General features: G+C 35.4%; 26 protein-coding genes. 4 read left to right on the forward strand and 22 right to left on the reverse strand.

Annotated features, from left to right (window positions below):
• Positions 1-29 precede the first annotated feature (29 nt).
• The 17 genes from ACPLVF_RS02670 to ACPLVF_RS02750 form a co-directional block, all read right to left on the reverse strand.
• Positions 30-590 (reverse strand): site-2 protease family protein, encoded by a 561-nt coding sequence (locus ACPLVF_RS02670; protein WP_424906283.1) that lies wholly within the window; start codon positions 588-590, stop codon positions 30-32.
• A gap of 19 nt (positions 591-609) precedes the next feature.
• Entirely contained in the window at positions 610-1,275 is a 666-nt protein-coding gene (locus ACPLVF_RS02675; RefSeq protein ID WP_424906284.1) for a M23 family metallopeptidase, read from the reverse strand.
• Between the two features lie 92 nt (positions 1,276-1,367).
• The gene (gene rodA / locus ACPLVF_RS02680) at positions 1,368-2,465 is read right to left on the reverse strand and encodes a rod shape-determining protein RodA (RefSeq protein ID WP_424906285.1); all 1,098 of its coding nucleotides are present in this window, start codon (positions 2,463-2,465) and stop codon (positions 1,368-1,370) included.
• Between the two features lie 100 nt (positions 2,466-2,565).
• Positions 2,566-2,856, reverse strand: coding sequence for a cell division topological specificity factor MinE (minE, locus tag ACPLVF_RS02685; RefSeq protein ID WP_424906286.1), 291 nt, complete (start codon positions 2,854-2,856; stop codon positions 2,566-2,568).
• Between the two features lie 13 nt (positions 2,857-2,869).
• Positions 2,870-3,676 (reverse strand): septum site-determining protein MinD, encoded by an 807-nt coding sequence (gene minD / locus ACPLVF_RS02690; RefSeq protein WP_424906287.1) that lies wholly within the window; start codon positions 3,674-3,676, stop codon positions 2,870-2,872.
• Positions 3,664-4,317, reverse strand: a complete 654-nt coding sequence (gene minC / locus ACPLVF_RS02695) for a septum site-determining protein MinC (RefSeq protein ID WP_424906288.1) — start codon at positions 4,315-4,317, stop codon at positions 3,664-3,666. Before minC ends, minD begins: the two co-directional genes overlap by 13 nt.
• Positions 4,318-4,424: 107 nt before the next feature.
• Positions 4,425-6,557: a penicillin-binding protein 2 gene (gene mrdA, locus ACPLVF_RS02700; RefSeq protein ID WP_424906289.1), complete on the reverse strand. Its 2,133-nt coding sequence runs from the start codon at positions 6,555-6,557 to the stop codon at positions 4,425-4,427.
• A 39-nt stretch (positions 6,558-6,596) separates the two neighbouring features.
• On the reverse strand, positions 6,597-7,097 hold the full coding sequence (mreD, locus tag ACPLVF_RS02705) for a rod shape-determining protein MreD (protein ID WP_424906290.1): 501 nt from the start codon (positions 7,095-7,097) through the stop codon (positions 6,597-6,599).
• A 6-nt stretch (positions 7,098-7,103) separates the two neighbouring features.
• Complete coding sequence (mreC, locus tag ACPLVF_RS02710) at positions 7,104-7,952, reverse strand: rod shape-determining protein MreC (protein ID WP_424906291.1); 849 nt, start codon at positions 7,950-7,952, stop codon at positions 7,104-7,106.
• Between the two features lie 11 nt (positions 7,953-7,963).
• Positions 7,964-8,992 carry a rod shape-determining protein gene (locus ACPLVF_RS02715; RefSeq protein ID WP_424906292.1) on the reverse strand — a complete coding sequence of 343 codons (1,029 nt, stop codon included), beginning with the start codon at positions 8,990-8,992 and terminating at the stop codon, positions 7,964-7,966.
• A 26-nt stretch (positions 8,993-9,018) separates the two neighbouring features.
• The gene (gene radC / locus ACPLVF_RS02720) at positions 9,019-9,711 is read right to left on the reverse strand and encodes a RadC family protein (protein ID WP_424906293.1); all 693 of its coding nucleotides are present in this window, start codon (positions 9,709-9,711) and stop codon (positions 9,019-9,021) included.
• A 22-nt stretch (positions 9,712-9,733) separates the two neighbouring features.
• Positions 9,734-10,312 (reverse strand): Maf family protein, encoded by a 579-nt coding sequence (locus tag ACPLVF_RS02725; RefSeq protein ID WP_424906294.1) that lies wholly within the window; start codon positions 10,310-10,312, stop codon positions 9,734-9,736.
• A 5-nt stretch (positions 10,313-10,317) separates the two neighbouring features.
• Positions 10,318-10,566, reverse strand: a complete 249-nt coding sequence (locus ACPLVF_RS02730; protein WP_424906295.1) for a DUF4321 domain-containing protein — start codon at positions 10,564-10,566, stop codon at positions 10,318-10,320.
• A 54-nt stretch (positions 10,567-10,620) separates the two neighbouring features.
• Positions 10,621-11,136, reverse strand: coding sequence for a Gx transporter family protein (locus ACPLVF_RS02735; RefSeq protein ID WP_424906296.1), 516 nt, complete (start codon positions 11,134-11,136; stop codon positions 10,621-10,623).
• 1 nt (position 11,137) lies between these two features.
• Positions 11,138-11,518, reverse strand: a complete 381-nt coding sequence (locus ACPLVF_RS02740) for a NusG domain II-containing protein (RefSeq protein ID WP_424906297.1) — start codon at positions 11,516-11,518, stop codon at positions 11,138-11,140.
• Positions 11,519-11,643: 125 nt separating this feature from the next.
• On the reverse strand, positions 11,644-11,808 hold the full coding sequence (locus ACPLVF_RS02745) for a hypothetical protein (RefSeq protein ID WP_424906298.1): 165 nt from the start codon (positions 11,806-11,808) through the stop codon (positions 11,644-11,646).
• A 3-nt stretch (positions 11,809-11,811) separates the two neighbouring features.
• On the reverse strand, positions 11,812-12,054 hold the full coding sequence (locus ACPLVF_RS02750; RefSeq protein ID WP_424906299.1) for a cation transporter: 243 nt from the start codon (positions 12,052-12,054) through the stop codon (positions 11,812-11,814).
• A 222-nt stretch (positions 12,055-12,276) separates the two neighbouring features.
• Here ACPLVF_RS02750 and ACPLVF_RS02755 point away from each other — a divergent pair, with 222 nt between their 5' ends.
• The 4 genes from ACPLVF_RS02755 to ACPLVF_RS02770 all read left to right on the forward strand — a co-directional run bounded on the left by ACPLVF_RS02755 (position 12,277) and on the right by ACPLVF_RS02770 (position 13,959).
• Positions 12,277-12,816, forward strand: a complete 540-nt coding sequence (locus tag ACPLVF_RS02755; RefSeq protein ID WP_424906300.1) for a biotin transporter BioY — start codon at positions 12,277-12,279, stop codon at positions 12,814-12,816.
• Between the two features lie 110 nt (positions 12,817-12,926).
• Positions 12,927-13,091, forward strand: coding sequence for a spore coat associated protein CotJA (locus ACPLVF_RS02760; protein ID WP_424906301.1), 165 nt, complete (start codon positions 12,927-12,929; stop codon positions 13,089-13,091).
• 19 nt (positions 13,092-13,110) lie between these two features.
• The gene (locus ACPLVF_RS02765) at positions 13,111-13,371 is read left to right on the forward strand and encodes a spore coat protein CotJB (RefSeq protein ID WP_424906302.1); all 261 of its coding nucleotides are present in this window, start codon (positions 13,111-13,113) and stop codon (positions 13,369-13,371) included.
• 12 nt (positions 13,372-13,383) lie between these two features.
• A complete protein-coding gene (locus tag ACPLVF_RS02770; protein ID WP_424906303.1) occupies positions 13,384-13,959 on the forward strand; it encodes a manganese catalase family protein in 576 nt (191 codons plus the stop codon).
• 169 nt (positions 13,960-14,128) lie between these two features.
• Here ACPLVF_RS02770 and ACPLVF_RS02775 read toward each other — a convergent pair whose 3' ends face one another.
• Genes ACPLVF_RS02775 through ACPLVF_RS02795 form a run of 5 tightly spaced genes read right to left on the reverse strand, consistent with a single transcriptional unit; the run spans position 14,129 to position 17,834 of the window.
• Positions 14,129-15,118 (reverse strand): RnfABCDGE type electron transport complex subunit B, encoded by a 990-nt coding sequence (locus ACPLVF_RS02775; RefSeq protein WP_424906304.1) that lies wholly within the window; start codon positions 15,116-15,118, stop codon positions 14,129-14,131.
• Positions 15,119-15,149: 31 nt separating this feature from the next.
• Positions 15,150-15,737 carry an electron transport complex subunit RsxA gene (rsxA, locus tag ACPLVF_RS02780; RefSeq protein ID WP_424906305.1) on the reverse strand — a complete coding sequence of 196 codons (588 nt, stop codon included), beginning with the start codon at positions 15,735-15,737 and terminating at the stop codon, positions 15,150-15,152.
• 17 nt (positions 15,738-15,754) lie between these two features.
• Positions 15,755-16,372, reverse strand: coding sequence for an electron transport complex subunit RsxE (rsxE, locus tag ACPLVF_RS02785; protein ID WP_424906349.1), 618 nt, complete (start codon positions 16,370-16,372; stop codon positions 15,755-15,757).
• Positions 16,372-16,914: an RnfABCDGE type electron transport complex subunit G gene (locus tag ACPLVF_RS02790; RefSeq protein ID WP_424906306.1), complete on the reverse strand. Its 543-nt coding sequence runs from the start codon at positions 16,912-16,914 to the stop codon at positions 16,372-16,374. The genes rsxE and ACPLVF_RS02790 overlap by 1 nt, the downstream gene beginning before the upstream one ends.
• The gene (locus ACPLVF_RS02795; RefSeq protein WP_424906307.1) at positions 16,911-17,834 is read right to left on the reverse strand and encodes an RnfABCDGE type electron transport complex subunit D; all 924 of its coding nucleotides are present in this window, start codon (positions 17,832-17,834) and stop codon (positions 16,911-16,913) included. Before ACPLVF_RS02795 ends, ACPLVF_RS02790 begins: the two co-directional genes overlap by 4 nt.
• Positions 17,835-17,854 lie beyond the last annotated feature (20 nt).

The raw sequence follows: 17,854 nt of genomic DNA on the forward strand, positions 1-17,854 counted from the left end.
CAAAAACAAAATAAAAAGGAGAAAAAATCCTAAAAAAAAAAGAGAATTCCTCCAAATACAATGAAAAACAATGAAATTATAACACTTAATATAACAGCAATATTTATGGATTTTTCGAAATTTATATTTTGAAATAACCATATCAGGAAAATTCTCCCCCCATCAAGAGGGAATGCGGGAAGTAAGTTAAATAATGCAATGGAAATTTGTTTAGACGCAAATAGGTTGAAAAATTCACCCCATAAATGCAATTTTTCTTTTAATGCAAAAAAGAATAAAAAGCAAATAAAATTCCCAAAAGGACCTGCAATACTTAATATCACTTCTTCTTGATAGGAAATATTTTTTATCTTTTCTAATTTTATTTTGCCTCCTATAGGCAGGAAAATTATCTCATTAACCCTTAGCATCAAAGTATTAACAGCAATAATATGACTCAATTCGTGCACTGTAAGGGCTAATATCAAAGCATAAAATTCCTTTGCATAGGGACTAAAAAGGGATATTACGATAAAAATCAAAAAAAAGTAAGAGATTTTAAGGCTGGCACCTTTTATTTTAATTATAATCCCTCCATCTTGAAGCTGCATTACTCACACCCTTCTTTAATTAATAATTTAGCCATTTTAAGGGATCTTGGGGTTCATTGTCTTTCCATACCTCAAAATGAAGATGGGGTTCTTCTGCCATTCCAGTTTTCCCTACAGAACCAATAATTTGTCCTTTTTTAACTTTGTCCTTTGTTTTCACATATACGTCCTTTAAGTGTGCATATAAAGTAATCATATTCCCTTCATGGGCTATTTTCACATAATTACCCAGTTCAGCATCACTTCCAACAAAAATTACCTCTCCATCTAAAACTGTATGTACTGGCGTACCCTCCGTTTGATTTATATCAATACCGTTGTGTGGCTTTAAAACCTTTTCGATAGGGTGGAGTCTTAATCCAAAACCTGAAGTAATTTTCCCATTTATAACAGGCTGTGCAAAAAGGGTTATATCGCTATTAGAGATAATTTCTCTTTTAAATAAATCTTTAAAATTTTTTACCTCTTTAAAGGTTTGAACTACTTTTGTCAAATCATTGATGTCAATTTTTTTTAAACTCCACTCGTAATCTGCATAATATTTAGCTTTAGATATTATATTGTATTTAAAAGGCAAATTAAATTTGCTCAGTAAAAGCAAAAAAACAAGTATTGTTATAACTAATAATATTTGCCTTATATTGATAAGTTGTTGTAAAAATCTCTTTTGAGGTTTTTCCCACATTTTAAAGACCTCCTAATGATAAAGCTTTTATATATATCTATTTATTCTCAAATAAATTTATTACAAATAAAAATAGCAGGTATATAACCTGCTTAGAAGAGTATCTTCTGTCTTCTCATTCCCACATTTAACACAAGGCCTAACGCCATCATATTCATCAGTAAAGAGCTCCCGCCGTAGCTTACAAAAGGAAGTGGAATTCCCGTAACAGGCATCAGTCCCAAGGTCATTCCAACATTTACAAGCATTTGAAAGGTCCACATAGATGCAACCCCTGTAGCAATAAAAGTTCCCAATGTGTCTTTTGATTTTAAAGCAATTTGAAGCACATTGTATATCAAAAGCACAAAAAGCACCAACAATAATATGCTCCCTATAAATCCCATTTCTTCACCTATTACGGCAAAAATAAAATCTGTGTGCTGTTCGGGAATAAAATCCAATTGATTTTGAGTACCGTGAAAAAGACCTTTGCCTAATATCCTACCAGAGCCTATAGCAATTTTAGATTGAATTACATGATAGCCTGCTCCAAGCGGATCAAGGTTGGGGTTTAAAAAAACAAGAATCCTTTTTCTTTGATAATCATGCAAAAATTCCCATAAAACTGGCATTGATAGGATTCCAGCTCCAATAACGCCAAAAAATAACTTCAAATTTATACCGGATACAAAAACAAGGCCGAACATAATAGCTAAAAGTACCAGTGAAGTGCCCAAATCAGGCTGTTTCAAAATAAGAAGCAAAGGAATGCCCACATGAATAAAAACATACATCAAATCTTTTAAATTTTTTACCCCTTTTGTTTTTTCCAAATGCTTAGAAAGGGAAATTATCAAGGCTAATTTTGCAAATTCTGAAGGTTGCAAAGAAAACGGCCCTATTGGGATCCACCTTTGAGCACCCATTGTGGTTTTACCTACAGCATATACTAAGATAAGCATTAAAATATTAGCAATATATATATATATTGAAAAGGATGCAATGGTGTTGTAATCAATTAATAGTATAAATATCATTGCCAATAAACCAATTATGAACCATACTGCCTGCATTATTGTATAATGTAATGTTCCTTCAGGTTTGTTAGCATGAGAAGCACTCGCTATTGCTAAAAGGCTTATTAAAAAAATAAACAGCACAATAATAATCATTTTAAAATTTAAATTTTTTACAAGCCTCAACCTCATAATTAAAAGCCCCCCGAAAAATTCGATAATCATTATACCATAAAATAAAGCATCAAATAAGGGGGCTTTAACGATTTTTTAAAAGGTATATTTTGTAAGATTAAACCCTAGCAATGTTTTTGATTCTCTTGATAGGTATATTCGCAACAAGAGCCGGAACTGTGGTATCTTCTTCCTCTTCATCCTTTTTTATTCTTGTAAGTTTTACTTCCATTCCCTCTTCTTCAACTTCAATATAATCAGAGATAAGGTTTATAAGCTGGCTCTTTATCATTTCCAAAAACTTAGGGGAAACATTAGCCCTGTCATGCACCAGGATTAATTTCAATCTTTCTTTCGCAATTTCTTTACTTGCCACATCCTCTTTTGAAAAAAGTTTAAAAAAATCCATGGTATATCCCCCTTTATCTTTTTGATCTAAATCCGAAAAACATCTTAATTTTTTCAAACAATGTAGGTTCTACGTCAAGAGACATTAAAGGAACGTCTTCCCCTTCTATTCTTCTTGTAATATTTCTATATGCCTGGCCGGCTCTTGACATTTCATCAACTACTGCAGGCTCTCCTCTGTTTGTTGATATTACTATTTTTTCATCTTCAGGAATTACACCTAAAAGACCAATTGCCAAAATATCCAAAATATCGTTTATATCCATCATATCCCCTTTTTTAACCATGTCTGGCCTTATTCTGTTGATTATCAATTTGGGTTCTTCAAATCCTGCTGCTTCTAATAAGCCAATGACCCTATCTGCATCTCTAACTGCAGAAACCTCCGGAGTAGTGATGACAAAAGCCTTCTCTGCCCCAGCAATGGCATTTTTAAACCCTTGTTCAATGCCTGCAGGTGAATCTATCAATACATAGTCAAAATCTTCTTTTAGTTGTTCGCACAGCTTTTTCATCTGGTCAGGGCTTACAGCAGTTTTATCCTTGGTTTGAGCTGCAGGAAGCAAGTATAAATTATCAAAACGCTTGTCCCTTATAAGTGCCTGCTTTAATCGGCATTCACCATTCACCACATCAACTATATCGTAAACAATCCTGTTTTCCAATCCCATAACTACATCCAAGTTTCTTAATCCTATATCCGTGTCGATCATTACAACCCTTTTTCTCATAAAATGTGCAAGTCCTGTCCCAATATTTGCGGTAGCTGTAGTTTTACCTACACCACCTTTTCCTGATGTAATCACTATTACCTGACCCATTGATTCCCCTCCTGATTCGATTTATTATTTTCCAAAACACTGTAATACGGCTCAATAATAATCATATCATCTTTCAACCGTGCCACTTCAGGTACCTTTGAGGTTTCATGTTTCCCATCTGGAGGCCTTGCAATCACATCTGCAATGCGGAGCTGAGTAGGAAGTAACCTGTGTGCAGCAACTATAGCTGATTTATTTCCTTTAAAGCCTGCATGGGCAAGCCCTCTTAAAGCACCTAATACAATAATATCTCCCCCCGCCAAGACCTCGCTCCCGGGATTAACATCACCCAATATTACAATGTTTCCGCCGTAAATTACCTTCTGTCCTGAACGGATGGTTTTTTTTAGATAAAGGGTGGTTGTAGTAAAATGAGTAGGCAAAGGGACAGCCTTTAACATTGCGTCCTTTTTAAGGCTTATTCCAAAATTACCCAAGAGTCTCTCTAAATCCTCCATCTCTTTTTTTTCTAAAACCCCTTCTTTAATGAAAATTTTAGCCTTAGCTCCTTTGAAAAACTCGCCATTTTTTTTTAATTTTTCATATATTACATTTTTTACTTTTTCAAATTCCGTATTTTTGTATAAAATTATTGCAAGGCCATCTTTTGTCCCTTTTATTGCCACCGGCTCTCGATTCATTTTTTCCCCTCCGAACTCAAGGAACATCTTTTTATCAATATTCTTCAAAAAAATTCTAATTCCTTCTTTTTAATATAAAAAAAGCCAGAATCTGTAAAGATTCTGACTTATGGTTGAACCATCCCCCTTTGATTTAAGGTGATATCTTGAGTATTTTCCCCTGAAGCTTTATCCTTATTCAAATGAAAATACTGTTCTAATATTGCTCTTGCTACTGGACCACCGGTACTTCCTCCAGAACCTGCCTGTTCTATAAAAACCACTACAGCAATTTGAGGATCATCTAAAGGTGCAAAAGCCACAAACCAACCATGGGGAGCTTTTTTAAGATCCCATTGGGCAGTACCTGTTTTTGCAGCTATGGGTATAGGAAAATCAGAAAATACCCCATAAGCGGTCCCTCCCGGTGAGACAACACCTTTCATACCTTCTTTCACAATTTCAAAGGTCTTTTTCGATACGCTAACCCTACCCGCCACTTCCGGTTTACTTTCAAAAATCGTCTTGCCCTCTGCATCGATAATAGATTTTATCAGGTGGGGTCTCATCCAATAACCTTCATTCGCAATTGCAGCAATATAATCTGCTATCTGAAGTGGGGTGTACTGATGGTAACCTTGCCCTATAGCAGCGTCCAAGGTTTCTGCGGGATACCAAATTTTATCCTCAGCCTTTTTAAAGGTTTTTTCCTTATATTCCCTGCTTGCTACAGTTCCTGCCTTTTCCCCTGGAAGTTCTATACCCGTAACTTGCCCTAAGCCAAACATCCTTGCATATTTTTCCAGTAAATCGATTCCCATTCTTCTACCCATCTCAAAAAAATAAATATTGCAGGACTGAGCTATAGCCTTTACCATGTTTACGATACCGTGTCCACCCGGTTTCCAGTCCTTTTTGGGCAATATGGTCCAGTAAACTCCTTTATCATATATGGTCTCTTTTTCATTTGTAATATTATTTTCAAGGGCTGCAATAGCTGTAATCATTTTAAAGACCGAGCCGGGAGGATAGGTTTCGGAAATCGCAATGTTAACCATAGGTTTTAATGGATTATTGGAAAGTTCTTCCCACTCCTTAGCAGTAAGACCCCTTGCAAACATATTTGGATCAAAGCTTGGAACACTTGCCATTGCTAAAATTTCGCCTGTTTTTACATCCAAAACAACAACGGCTCCTCTTTTTGCATTAGGAAAAGGCTTGACTTTATCTGTTTGCAGTTTTATCAATTGTTCCTGCAACGCTTTTTCAGCAACTCTCTGCAATTCGGAGTCTATTGTCAATACAACCGTGTCACCGGCAATCGGTTGAATTTCTCCTAAAACTTTAATGGGTTTCCCAAATGCATTTACTTCTACCTGTTTTCCACCATCTATTCCCTTTAAATACGGCTCTAACACCTTTTCAAGCCCCATTTTTCCTACCAAATCTCCAGCTCTATAACCCTTGTCTTTAAGGGCTTCAAGTTCGTTCTTGCTTATTTCCCCTACATACCCAAATATATGAGCAGCTTCACTGCCGAATATATAATTCCTAATGGGTTCAACTTCAATGACAACTCCGGGCAGCCTTTTTTCTTCTATTTTAGCAACTGTTTCAAAATCCACATTGGTCTTCAATCGAACAGGCATATACTTTTTATAACCTAAATCTCGAATTTTATTTTTAAAAGTATTAAAACTATAGGATATAAGAAGATTGGTTCCCGGTTTTATATTACTATCAAAGTACAACTTCCCTTTTTCAACTTCTATTTTTAAAGGCAAAATTTTAGCACCGGAGCCGTCTTCAACAACATTGATGTCTTTTTCATCAATTCTGCCATCAGAATTAGAATCAACAAGGGGAAGTTTATCTAAAACCACCTCGTTTTTTTCATTAACAGTATACCGCTCATTCACCACATGGGTAACTAAAGGCATGTTTAGGATTTGACTGAGCTCTTTAAATACTTCATCCTGTTCTTCTTCAGAGGAATTTACATTCATATAAGAAACTGTAAAACTCGGCTTATTGTTCACCATTATACGCCCATTTCTGTCTTTAAAAACCCCTCTCGGAGCAGTAATTGGTATTATCCTTATTCTATTCTCTTCTGCCATTTTTTCGTAATCAGAACCTTTAACAATCTGAAGGACAAAAAGCCCGCTGCTTAAAAACATGAAAACAAAAAGTAAAACCCATGTCATAACATGCAAACGTTTTTCAATCTTCCTTAAATTCTTATTCTTTATACTTACCACCTTTACTCCCCTCTAATAATTAAAAAGTATTACAACCCATCAGTATTTAACATTAAAATAGTAATCGAAAAAATGTTCTATTTTATACACAAGATTATACACTAATGGTGAAAAAATTGCATTAATAATTGCTGTATAAACAAAAAACAAAACGATATTTCTGGGTTCAAAAAAGGGAATAAACATAAAATTAACTATTAAATAAAGTAAATTATAAATTAAGGTTCCGGTAAAAATAAAGGCAATAGTAAACAAAACAGGACCCTTAAAAAGATTTTTGGTCCCCCAACCGGTGATATAGCAAGTAAGAAATTTTGTTAAAGAGTTTAGACCTATAAACCTACCGTATATTATATCTTCAATAATGCCCCCTGCAAGGCCATATAAAGATCCCCTTTCGGGACCTTTAATTATAGAAATACTAAGCAACATTATCAAAAAAAAATCAGGATTTACCCCGCCTATTTTGATATAAGGACTGATTGTGGATTGAAAAATAATTAGAAAACTCATAATTATTATATAAAATATGAATCTCAATTATTTTCACTCCCTATAAGTATAATTTTTAATGACAAAAACATATTCTAATTTATTGAAATCAACGGCGGGTTTTACTATAGCATATTTCATTAAATTATCCGACTCTTTTTTTACTTCTACTACTTCGCCAATAACTATCCCCTTTGGGACGATTCCTCCTAATCCAGAGGAAATAACAACATCTCCCTTAACGATTGATGCATCCACAGGTAAATACACCATTTTTATATAACCGGGCGGTGCGGGTGATACACTTCCCTTTACAATGCCGTTATCCCTTGTTCTCTGAATCATTGCACTAATTGAACTTCTATTATCTGTTATAATGAGCACCTTTGCCCAATTTTTCCCCACATCCACGGTATAGCCTACAAGCCCATCTTCAGAAATTACAGCCATATTCTTATAAACACCGCTATTAGTACCTTTATCAATTATCAGAATATTCGACCAGTTTCCAGGGTCTCTGCCTATTACTTCAGCCGCTTCTAAATCAAAATCGTAAGTTTTTTGTTTTAGGTCCAACATTCTTCGCAATTTCTCATTTTCTGTTTTTAATTCATAGTATATTTTTTGATACGGACTCAGTTCTTCTATTTTCTTCTTTAAAATCTCATTTTGACTTTTTAAATAAAAAATATCTTTGACGGAAGCAACCTTATTTGCAATAAAATTTACAATTGTGCTAAAAAAATCGTGAATAGGAGAAAAGACGGCCAAAAATGGCCGTTCTATGCTATTAAAAATATTTTCATTTACAGAAGTAAATCGGTATGCCAAAATAAGGGCAATAATTACCAACAATACATACCAAAATTGTCCTTCCCTTAAAAGGCGAAACAAAAAAATCACACCCTTTACCCTTATCTTTTGGGCGTAACAAGGACGCGCTTCAAAAGGTCAATCTCTTCTAATACCTTACCCGTTCCCAATGCAACACAGTCAAGGGGATTTTCCGCCACATGTACTGGCATGCCCGTTTCCTCATTAACCAATTTATCCAATCCATAAAGCAATGATCCTCCTCCCGTCATGACTATACCTCTATCCATAATATCAGCTGCTAATTCGGGAGGTGTTTTTTCTAAGGTAACTTTAATTGCTTCAATTATACTGTTTACGGGCTCCTTTAATGCTTCCCTTATTTCCTTTGATGTAACCGTAATTGTCTTGGGAAGACCAGTTATCAAGTCCCTACCTTTAACCTCTAAAGATTCTTCCTCAGGTTTTGGATAAGCAGACCCTATTTTAATTTTAATGTCTTCCGCAGTCCTTTCACCAATCATAAGGTTGTACTCTTTTTTAATATAATTTACAATTGCTTCATCCATTTCGTCACCGCCTATTCGAATGGAGCGACTTGTAACTATTCCTCCTAAGGAAATTATTGCCACTTCAGTGGTGCCTCCTCCGATATCTACAACCATATTACCCGTCGGTTCATGGACCTCAAGCCCTGCTCCTATTGCTGCAGCCATAGGTTCTTCAATTAGATAAGCTTCGCGTGCTCCGGCCTGTAAAGTAGCATCTATTACCGCCCTCTTTTCTACTTCTGTTACTCCAGAAGGAATGCCTACTACGACTCTCGGTTTTACTACTCCTTTTGCCTTTAAAGCTTTTGAAATAAAGTGCTTTAGCATAGCTTGAGTCACATCAAAATCCGCTATAACACCATCCTTCAAAGGCCTGATGGCTACAATGTTCCCGGGGGTTCTCCCTATCATCTGTTTTGCTTCTTCTCCTACCGCTAAAATAGCACCGGTGTCCCTTTGAATAGCAACAACAGATGGTTCCCTTAAAACAATGCCTTTTCCCCTCACATGTACCAATGTGTTCGCCGTTCCTAAATCTATTCCAATATCCTTTGAAAATGTTTTAATAAATGGAAACATTCCTATTGTCTCCTTTCTGGTAATTCTTAATCTAACAATGCATTCTCTTTAAAGCTAAAAGAAGTATTGCCAATTATTACATGGTCTAAAACGTATATCCCCAATAATTTTCCTGCTTCAGAAAGCCTCTTGGTCAAAACCAAGTCTTCTTTACTGGGGTATGGATCTCCGCTGGGATGATTATGCACCAATATAATCGATGAACTGCTCCTTTTTATAGCAGGTTTGAAAACTTCCCGCGGATGTACAATAGAAGCATCTACGGTACCTATGGATATGTCCTCTATAGAAATTACTTTATTTTTCGTATCCAATAAGATGACCTTGAAATGTTCCTTTTCAAGTAATCGCATTTCTTCTCTTAATAAATTATCTATATCTTTGGGAGAGGTTATAATGATATTTTTTTTCCCAAAATTAGAGGCAATCCTTCGTCCCAATTCCACTGCTGCTTTTATTTTAACCGCTTTGGCACTGCCTATGCCGCGGTTATTTGCAAGTTCTTCTAAACTTGCTTTATATATATATTCAAGGCCGCTTTTACCTCCATCCCCCTTTAACAATCTTTGGGCAAGTAAAAGTGCAGATTCCGATTTTGTACCTGTCCCTAAAATTAAAGCTATAAGTTCAGCATCATTCAATGCTTCTGCTCCTAAAGCCCACATCCTTTCCCGTGGTCTTTGTTCCTCAGGTAGATCTTTTATTTTTATTGTCTTCACTTAATACCTCCTTTTAGTTTAATTAAAATATATATATATTAAATTTCTTTAACAATTTTACCAGCCTATATATTGGTAGTCCTACAACATTGTAATAGCATCCTTCAATTTTTTCTATAAAAACAGCTCCTTTACCCTGAATCGCATAAGCTCCTGCTTTATCCATGGGCTCGCCGGTTTCTACATATTTCATAGCTTCTTCGGTCGAAATTCTTCTAAACTTTACCTTAGTCTCTTCCACATCGGAAAAAAGCTTCTTACTATCGGAATCCATTACAGCTATTCCGCTGAAAACCTTATGCCATTTACCGCTCAATAGTAAAAGCATATTTAAAGCTTCCTCTTTAGATTTCGGTTTTCCTAAAATTTTATCTTCCAACACAACAACAGTGTCTGCCCCTACCACTATGCTATTTTTTACCTTCAAAGAAGCGTTTAAAACTTTTTCTTTTGCAAGCCTTTCTACCAATTCTTTTGGTGTTAAGTCCTTAAAAATCTCTTCTTCAATATCAGCAGGGACCACTTCAAAGGTTAATCCAATTTGTTTTAATAATTCAATCCTTCTTGGAGAAGAAGAAGCAAGCACTAATTTTTCATTCATAAAGACTACATCCTTTGATATATTATTATCGCAAAAATAATACCAATAACACCGGCAAGATTTAAATTAAGGGAAAACCCAAAGGTTAAATTAAACACACCAAGTTCAAGTTTAGCAGGGTTTAATCCCATTCTTACACCATACGAAAGTAGTGGTAGCTTGCTTTTTAAGGTGTCTCCAACCACATTACCGCAAATAGCTCCAACTATTAATATTATTACCAAAAGCAATATATTTCGATTACTTTTTTTCATTTTTTCTTTCACCTCAAAATTTTCAATACAATTCTCACTTATAATAATAAAACTTTATTGGAATTTTATTTTATCAACTGCGCTTTTAAGGTTTCTTACAACAAAATACGCTACACTACCGGTAAAAATTCCCGTAAAAAGTCCGGTTAAAAGAAGGTGAGGCAAATATACATAAAGCCCAAAGGTATTTAGGACAATCATTGCTACGACCAATTGTGTCATATTATGAAAAATTCCTCCAAAAACACTTATTCCCACTGGACTAAAAATGTTATTATAATATTTATTTACCACACCCATTACTACTGTTGCGACGAAAGCTCCGGACAAACTATAAATCAAGCTCGACATAGAGCCGTATAAGGTTGAACCAATTAAGCACCTTAAAATGTTTACCGTTAAACCTTCCTTAGTGCCAAAAAGCAATATAGCTATCAGAGCCATAATATTTGCAAGCCCTAATTTTGCCCCTGGTAAAGGAAGCGGTATCGGGATTGCACTTTCAACCATATGCAAGGTTATTCCAAAGGTAACAAAAAGTGATAGATAAACAAGTTTATAGTATTTCATATTAAAAACTTACCCCATCTATCTCATCTTTTTTCTCTTTAATAATTTTCACCACAACCCTGTTGGGAAGGCACACAATCATTCCTCCCCCTTTTTCAATCCAACCTTGTAATACGCATAATTTATCTTTGCACGGCGAATCTAACATCCTAACCCGATTTTTATCTACTTCAATAACACTTACACCTATAACTCCAGGGACCTCAATTTTAAGTTTTTGACCATTATCGCCCAAGGATATTTTTTGGTATAACTTGCCATTTACTTCTATAAGTGCATAAGTTGGACTTTTATCTAAACCGTAAACATAAAATATAAATAAAATGAAAATAGAAAAAAGCAGCACACAAACAATTAAAATTTTATCTCCTTTAGTAAGCATACAATCCCACCTTAACATAAATTAGTGTAACACTTTGTAAAATTTAAGACAAGGGGTAGAACAAGGTTTGTTTAAATAAAAAAGGATCTCACGGTTAAACTCCCGTAAAATCCTTTTTAATGGCATTATTCTTTTCCTTTTTCCCTTTGCTTTTCTTCTAAATAAGCTTTTCTTTCTAAGTAAAGGGCAAGCCTTTTTGTTTTTTCTGAAAGATGACCTACCATATTCTCTCCATTTTTAAAATATCTGCCAAGTATAAACTTACCTTTATCAGTTTTTTGATGTTTCATATTCTATTCACCTTCAACATCATAACCCACTTCCTCAATAGCCTTTATTATGTCTTCTTTTTTAATTAAATCAGGATTTAAGGAAACTTCAACTTTTCCTTCCCTTACAAAAGCCTCAGCAGAAATTACCCCGTTTAATTTTTTTAAAGCTGATTCAATAGCATGTTTGCAATGATGGCAGGACATACCCAATACTTTTAAAGTCATATTTACCTTTATTTCTTTATTTGTCTGGTTTTCTTCCATCAAAATTACCTCCTCATTTTTTTATTTCCCTTTTTTCATTAATTAATTGCTGGAAAATAATTGATTAGAAATATTTGTTTTTATAAAATCATATTTTCCTAAAAAGATCAAGGTAAAAAATATGTTAAATAATTGTTAACTATTTTTATTTTTATGGTTGACATACAATCTTTAAAAGATTATAATCAAAGATGTTAAGCTCATAATAAGTGAGGTGATCTTGTGAAAATTAAAACCAAAGAATTAATTTTTATTTCCCTATTTACTTCTTTAGTCGTCGTTTTTAGTTACATAAAAATCCCCTTACCTTTTAGTCCTGTTCCTATAACACTTCAGACTTTTGCAGTAATGCTTGCAGGCTTATTGCTACCACCACATTCAGCCTTTTTGAGCATGGTTATCTATTTACTACTCGGTGCGGCAGGAATTCCGGTTTTCGCAGGAGGAAAAGCCGGAATAGGCGTAATTTTTGGTCCTAGTGGAGGTTACCTTCTAAGCTGGCCTTTTGCAGCCTTTTTTATATCGCGTTTCATAAAAAATATAAGAAATCCTGTCAATGTTTTTATTCTAAATCTGATTTTCGGTGTGTTTTTTATATACCTAATAGGTGTCCCATATCTTTCTTTTGTTACTAAAATGACCATTGATAAAGCTATCGCTGTAGGGCTTATCCCTTTTATTCCCGGTGATATTTTTAAAGCTTTATTTGCTACCTATTTGTACTTTCAACTAAAAAAACCTCTTGAAAAAATCATGTTATAGATTCGATAAAAAGGCCTAAACGGCCTTTTTTTATTTTATCTTTCACTATATTTTATAAATGAGCATAATATAGTATCGCAAAAAAAGATTACCATTGGAGGTTGATATAGATGAATGAAAACAAAAGAGGGTTTCACATTGATATGAAATTGGCTCAAGTTTATATTCCTATGCAAATGTATGGTGAAACCTTTGAAATTAAACAGGCTTTAAAATACGGAACCCTTTTCCCCGAACTCTACAGACCTTTTCCACCTCAAAATACAATGGAATAAATATTAAGGGGGGTTTTTTATGCCTAATCAGAATGCTTCCATGATAGAAAAATTAAAGGAAATAATGGCTGTAGATTTTGCTGTGTGGGAACTTTCACTGTTTTTAGATACACATCCTGAAGAAAGGAAAGCCCTTGAAGACCATAATAAATTTGTAAGAATCTCTTACCAATTAAAAAGCGAATTTGAATCAAATTACGGACCTCTTAGACTTGATTGCATCAGTCCATTTCCATATAAATATATAAACTCACCTTGGCCATGGGAAATTGAATATTAGGGGGAATTAAATATGTGGTATTATGAAAAAAAGTTACAATATCCAGCAAATGTAAGTAAGACCGATTTAAACATGGCAAAATTTTTATATGCCCAATATGGAGGGCCGGACAGCGAACTTGCTGCAGCTGTCAGGTATTTAACGCAAAGATATACAATGCCCATACCTCAAGCCAAAGCCCTCTTGACCGACATAGGTACTGAAGAATTAGCCCACTGGGAAATTATCGGAACATTAATATATAAATTAACATACGGGGCAACACCCGAGCAGATGAAAAATGCTGGATTAGGAGATCATTATTCTCAACACGATAACGCTTTGTATCCTCACGATGCCGCAGGAGTTCCTTTTACAGCATCTTATATTGCTTCCAGCGGTGATCCCATTGCAGACCTTCACGAAGATTTAGCAGCTGAGCAAAAAGCAAGAGCTACCTACGAAAGATTGATTACATTAACTAATGATACGGGCGTTATCGCAGCACTCTCCTTTTTAAGAGAAAGAGAAGTAGTTCACTTCCAAAGGTTTGGAGAAGCTTTAATGCTCGTTCAGGAGCATTACCAGCATAAACATATCTTCTATTAAATATGACTTTATTATTAAATTTACTAAGACTAACATTTTCAAATCTTATTTAACATTTAAAAATTTATCCTATAAATAGATAATTAGAATAGAAAAAAATAGATAATTAGAATAGAAAAAGCCTTAAAGGGCATATTATTAAAACCTTTAAGGCTTTTTTTAATAAAAATTATTCCCTTGTCATAGTAATAGCTTTTTTAGGACATTTTTCAGCACAAATACTGCAGCCTATGCAGAGATCCTTGTTCACCTCATGCTTCTTTTTAACCTCGCCGGTTATTGCGTTTACAGGACAATTCTTAGCACATATAGTACAACCTATGCAAGCATCGGTTATTTTCGCTTTTTTTCTTTTATCAAATTTTGCAGTTATTATTTTTGTAGGGCATTTTTCTACACACAGCATACAATTTCTACATTTTTCGTAATCAATCACAGCAACGTTATTTACAACATGTATTGCATCAAAGGGACAAACTTTTTCACACTGTCTGCAGGCAATACATCCTACTTTGCATACATCCTTTGTATCTTTGCCTTTCATTGTAGCCCTGCACCTTACATGAACTTCATTTTTTATTGGTGAAAGAGCGATCACCATTTTAGGACAGGCTTTTACACAAAGGCCGCATCCTGTGCATTTTTCCTCATCAATCACAGGTAAACCGTCTTCGGACATTCTTATTGCACCAACTGGGCATACCTTTTCACAATCTCCAAAACCTATGCAGGCAAAGGTACAGGCTTTTGGACCGCCGTTAACCAAAGAAGCAGCCCTGCAGGTCTTTATTCCATAATACTCGGATTTAAATTTCGCATTATTGACATTTCCTTGGCATAACACCCGCGCTACTTTTTTATCCTTTGTTTCACCTTCTGGATTTACTCCCATTATTTCTGCAATTTTTGCCGCAACTTTTGGCCCACCTACAACGCAAGCGCCAACAGAAGCCTTCCCTTCTGCAATCGCTTTTGCAAGCCCGGAACATCCTGGATAACCGCAAGCACCGCAATTTGCACCGGGTAAAGCCGCTAAAATCTCGTCAACTTTTGGATCTGTTTCAACTGCAAATTTTTTTGAAGCAAGCACAAGTCCGCTGCCAAGCACAAGACCAAGTCCACCCATGCTTATCATTGCAAGAACGATAATATTAGCCACATAAATCACCCCCTGGTATAAAAGTTAACCATTATAGCGGAACAAGTCCCGCAAATCCCATAAATATCATAGCAAGAAGCCCTGCGGTTATAAACACGATAGCCGGGCCTTTCAAAGTTTCCGGAACATCGGCATATTCTAATTCTTCTCTAATTCCCGCCATTAAAGCAAGGGCTAAAGTAAAACCGAGACCAGCACCTAATCCAAAAGCGATACTTTCAATTAAGTTATAACTTTTAGAAGGAATCAAAAGGGCAACGCCAAGCACTATACAGTTTGTAGTAATAAGAGGAAGATAGATTCCGAAGGCATTGTATAAAGGTGGACTTATTTTTAATACCACCATTTCAACAAGCTGTACAAGTGAAGCAATAACCAATATGAATGAAACTATCTGTAAAAAGGCATCCAATCCAAAAGGAACTAAAATAAAGTTTTGAATAAAGTAAGCCGCTACGGCAGTCATAGTCAGAACGAAGGTAGTAGCCATTCCCATACCTATAGCAGTTTCTGTCTTGCTTGAAACGCCCAAAAAAGGACACTGGCCCAAATACCTTGATAATACAAAGTTATTAACGAGTACAGAACCAATAATTATAAATAAAATTTCCTTCAGCAATTCAATTCACCTCCCAATTAGCAGTTGTGGCAACCGTCGTTATTTGATGATTTTCTCGTTATAAGGTTCATTAATCCCACCAGAATGCCCATAACAAAGAATGCTCCGGGAGGCAGCAACATTATTACCCATTGGGTAAAATTCTGCCCAAATATAGGAATATCAAATAGTGTTCCATTGCCGAGCAATTCCCTTACCATACTTATTACCGTTATAGCCCAAGCATAACCAAGTCCCATTCCAAGGGCATCAGCAGCAGCCCTTAACACATTTACCTTAGAAGCAAAGGCCTCTGCTCTTGCGAGAACAATGCAGTTAACAACTATTAGAGGAATAAAAATACCCATTACTTGATATAATGCAGGGAAATATGCTTTCATTACAAGGTCTACAATAGTTGTAAAAGTCGCTACTACTATGATATAACAGGGAATACGCACCTTTGAAGGTATAACATTTTTTAATATAGAAATCAATATACTTGAGCAGGTCAATACAAAAGTTAATGCAAGCCCCATCGCTATTCCATTCTTTGCTGCCGTTGTTACAGCTAAGGCCGAACAAATACCAATTACCATTCTAAATATAGGGTTTTCATTCCACAATCCGTTAACAAAATCTTTAACAAGCTGCATCAAAATTCACCTCCTACGGGATATATTTTAGTTACCTCTTCTAAGGTTGATTTTATAGCTTTTGCCACAGCCGTAGGAGAAATAGTGGCACCTGTGATAACTTTAACATCTTTCTTAGGAGCAAATTCATCTTTTACCGATTTACCCTTAAACTGTTCAGTAAAAGAAGGTTCTTTTATTTTAGCTCCAAGCCCTGGTGTTTCGGACATGGAGAGAATTTCTATCCCAGTTAATTTCCCTTCTTTGGGATTATAACCAACCATTATTTCAATAGGTCCAGAAAAACCACTGCCTACTGCTTTAAAAGCAATACCCTTTTTGTTACCCTGATTATCCATACCGATGTAAAAAGTCATACCATCTTTTTGCACTTCTTCCATTTTTTCAGCACCGGGTATAACTTTTAAAACGGATTTTTCTAAAGCTTCTTTTGCTTGTTGTTGTATTTTTGGATAAGTAGCCTGATAAGTAAATGCGAGAAGTGCCCCTGCTACTAATGCAATTACCATTAAAACCACAACCATTTTTACTGGCTGATTCATTTTGCTTTCACCTCCCCATATATTCTGGGCACGGTTAATCTGTTAATTATAGGAGTAAAAGCGTTCATCAATAGAATTGAAAAAGATACGCCCTCCGGATATCCCCCGTAAAATCTGATGATAACAGTAAATATACCACATCCAATGCCAAAAATTATTTTCCCTAAACGGCTGATAGGAGAAGTAACCATATCCGTAGCCATAAAGAATGCACCCAGCATTAAACCGCCTGATAAAAGCTGTAAAATCGGGTCTCTCCCGAGTAATAGCGATAAAATAGCAACTGTTGTAAGGTAAGAAAGTGGTATCCTAAAATCTACATAACCTTTATATATCAGGTATAAACCTCCTATTATTATCATTAAGGCTGATGTTTCCCCTAAGGAGCCTCCAACTCTTCCTATAAATAGGTTTAAATAGTCAGTGGTTACATGCTGCATCTTATAAAGCATTAAAGGAGTAGCACCGGTTGTGCCGTCAACAGGGTTTATCCATTTAGTCATCTGAACAGGGAAGGTTATCATAAGAAAAACCCTTCCGATTAAAGCAGGGTTAAAAGGATTAGACCCTATACCACCGTAGATTTGCTTACCCAAGGTAATTGCAACAATAGACCCCACTACAGCCATCCATAAAGGCAGACCAGGAGGTAAATTTAATGCAAGCAAAATCCCTGTTACCAGAGCGCTTCCATCCCAAATGGTAACTTTCTTCTTCCTAAGAAGCTGAAATACCGCTTCCGTAATTATACATGCTAAGGATGTGGTAATTACTAAAAGAAGTGCTCTTATCCCGAAAAAATACACACCTGCGGCAGTAGGGAGTAATAAAGCCCCTGCTACTGTATACATTATTTTTGAAACACTTTCTCCCGAATGAATATGGGGAGAGGAGGTTGTTATAAACTTGTATTCCTGCATTTTTTCGCCTCCATTCTATT

The sequence above is a fragment of the Thermovenabulum sp. genome, assembly GCF_049701175.1.
Taxonomy (GTDB): Bacteria; Bacillota; Thermosediminibacteria; order Thermosediminibacterales; family Thermosediminibacteraceae; genus Thermovenabulum.

Bases quoted from the DNA above. Each gene is read 5' to 3' on its own strand.
- ACPLVF_RS02770 (WP_424906303.1), top strand. From the start codon at position 13,384: ATGTGGTATTATGAAAAAAAGTTACAATATCCAGCAAATGTAAGTAAG.
- rsxE (WP_424906349.1), bottom strand. From the start codon at position 16,372: ATGCAGCTTGTTAAAGATTTTGTTAACGGATTGTGGAATGAAAACCCT.
- ACPLVF_RS02740 (WP_424906297.1), bottom strand. From the start codon at position 11,518: ATGCTTACTAAAGGAGATAAAATTTTAATTGTTTGTGTGCTGCTTTTT.
- minC (WP_424906288.1), bottom strand. From the start codon at position 4,317: ATGAATCGAGAGCCGGTGGCAATAAAAGGGACAAAAGATGGCCTTGCA.
- minE (WP_424906286.1), bottom strand. From the start codon at position 2,856: ATGGATTTTTTTAAACTTTTTTCAAAAGAGGATGTGGCAAGTAAAGAA.
- ACPLVF_RS02675 (WP_424906284.1), bottom strand. From the start codon at position 1,275: ATGTGGGAAAAACCTCAAAAGAGATTTTTACAACAACTTATCAATATA.
- ACPLVF_RS02745 (WP_424906298.1), bottom strand. From the start codon at position 11,808: ATGAAACATCAAAAAACTGATAAAGGTAAGTTTATACTTGGCAGATAT.
- ACPLVF_RS02725 (WP_424906294.1), bottom strand. From the start codon at position 10,312: ATGAATGAAAAATTAGTGCTTGCTTCTTCTTCTCCAAGAAGGATTGAA.
- minD (WP_424906287.1), bottom strand. From the start codon at position 3,676: ATGGGTCAGGTAATAGTGATTACATCAGGAAAAGGTGGTGTAGGTAAA.
- ACPLVF_RS02670 (WP_424906283.1), bottom strand. From the start codon at position 590: ATGCAGCTTCAAGATGGAGGGATTATAATTAAAATAAAAGGTGCCAGC.
- ACPLVF_RS02795 (WP_424906307.1), bottom strand. From the start codon at position 17,834: ATGCAGGAATACAAGTTTATAACAACCTCCTCTCCCCATATTCATTCG.
- ACPLVF_RS02760 (WP_424906301.1), top strand. From the start codon at position 12,927: ATGAATGAAAACAAAAGAGGGTTTCACATTGATATGAAATTGGCTCAA.
- ACPLVF_RS02790 (WP_424906306.1), bottom strand. From the start codon at position 16,914: ATGAATCAGCCAGTAAAAATGGTTGTGGTTTTAATGGTAATTGCATTA.
- rodA (WP_424906285.1), bottom strand. From the start codon at position 2,465: ATGAGGTTGAGGCTTGTAAAAAATTTAAATTTTAAAATGATTATTATT.
- ACPLVF_RS02730 (WP_424906295.1), bottom strand. From the start codon at position 10,566: ATGAAAAAAAGTAATCGAAATATATTGCTTTTGGTAATAATATTAATA.
- ACPLVF_RS02715 (WP_424906292.1), bottom strand. From the start codon at position 8,992: ATGTTTCCATTTATTAAAACATTTTCAAAGGATATTGGAATAGATTTA.
- ACPLVF_RS02765 (WP_424906302.1), top strand. From the start codon at position 13,111: ATGCCTAATCAGAATGCTTCCATGATAGAAAAATTAAAGGAAATAATG.
- ACPLVF_RS02735 (WP_424906296.1), bottom strand. From the start codon at position 11,136: ATGAAATACTATAAACTTGTTTATCTATCACTTTTTGTTACCTTTGGA.
- ACPLVF_RS02750 (WP_424906299.1), bottom strand. From the start codon at position 12,054: ATGGAAGAAAACCAGACAAATAAAGAAATAAAGGTAAATATGACTTTA.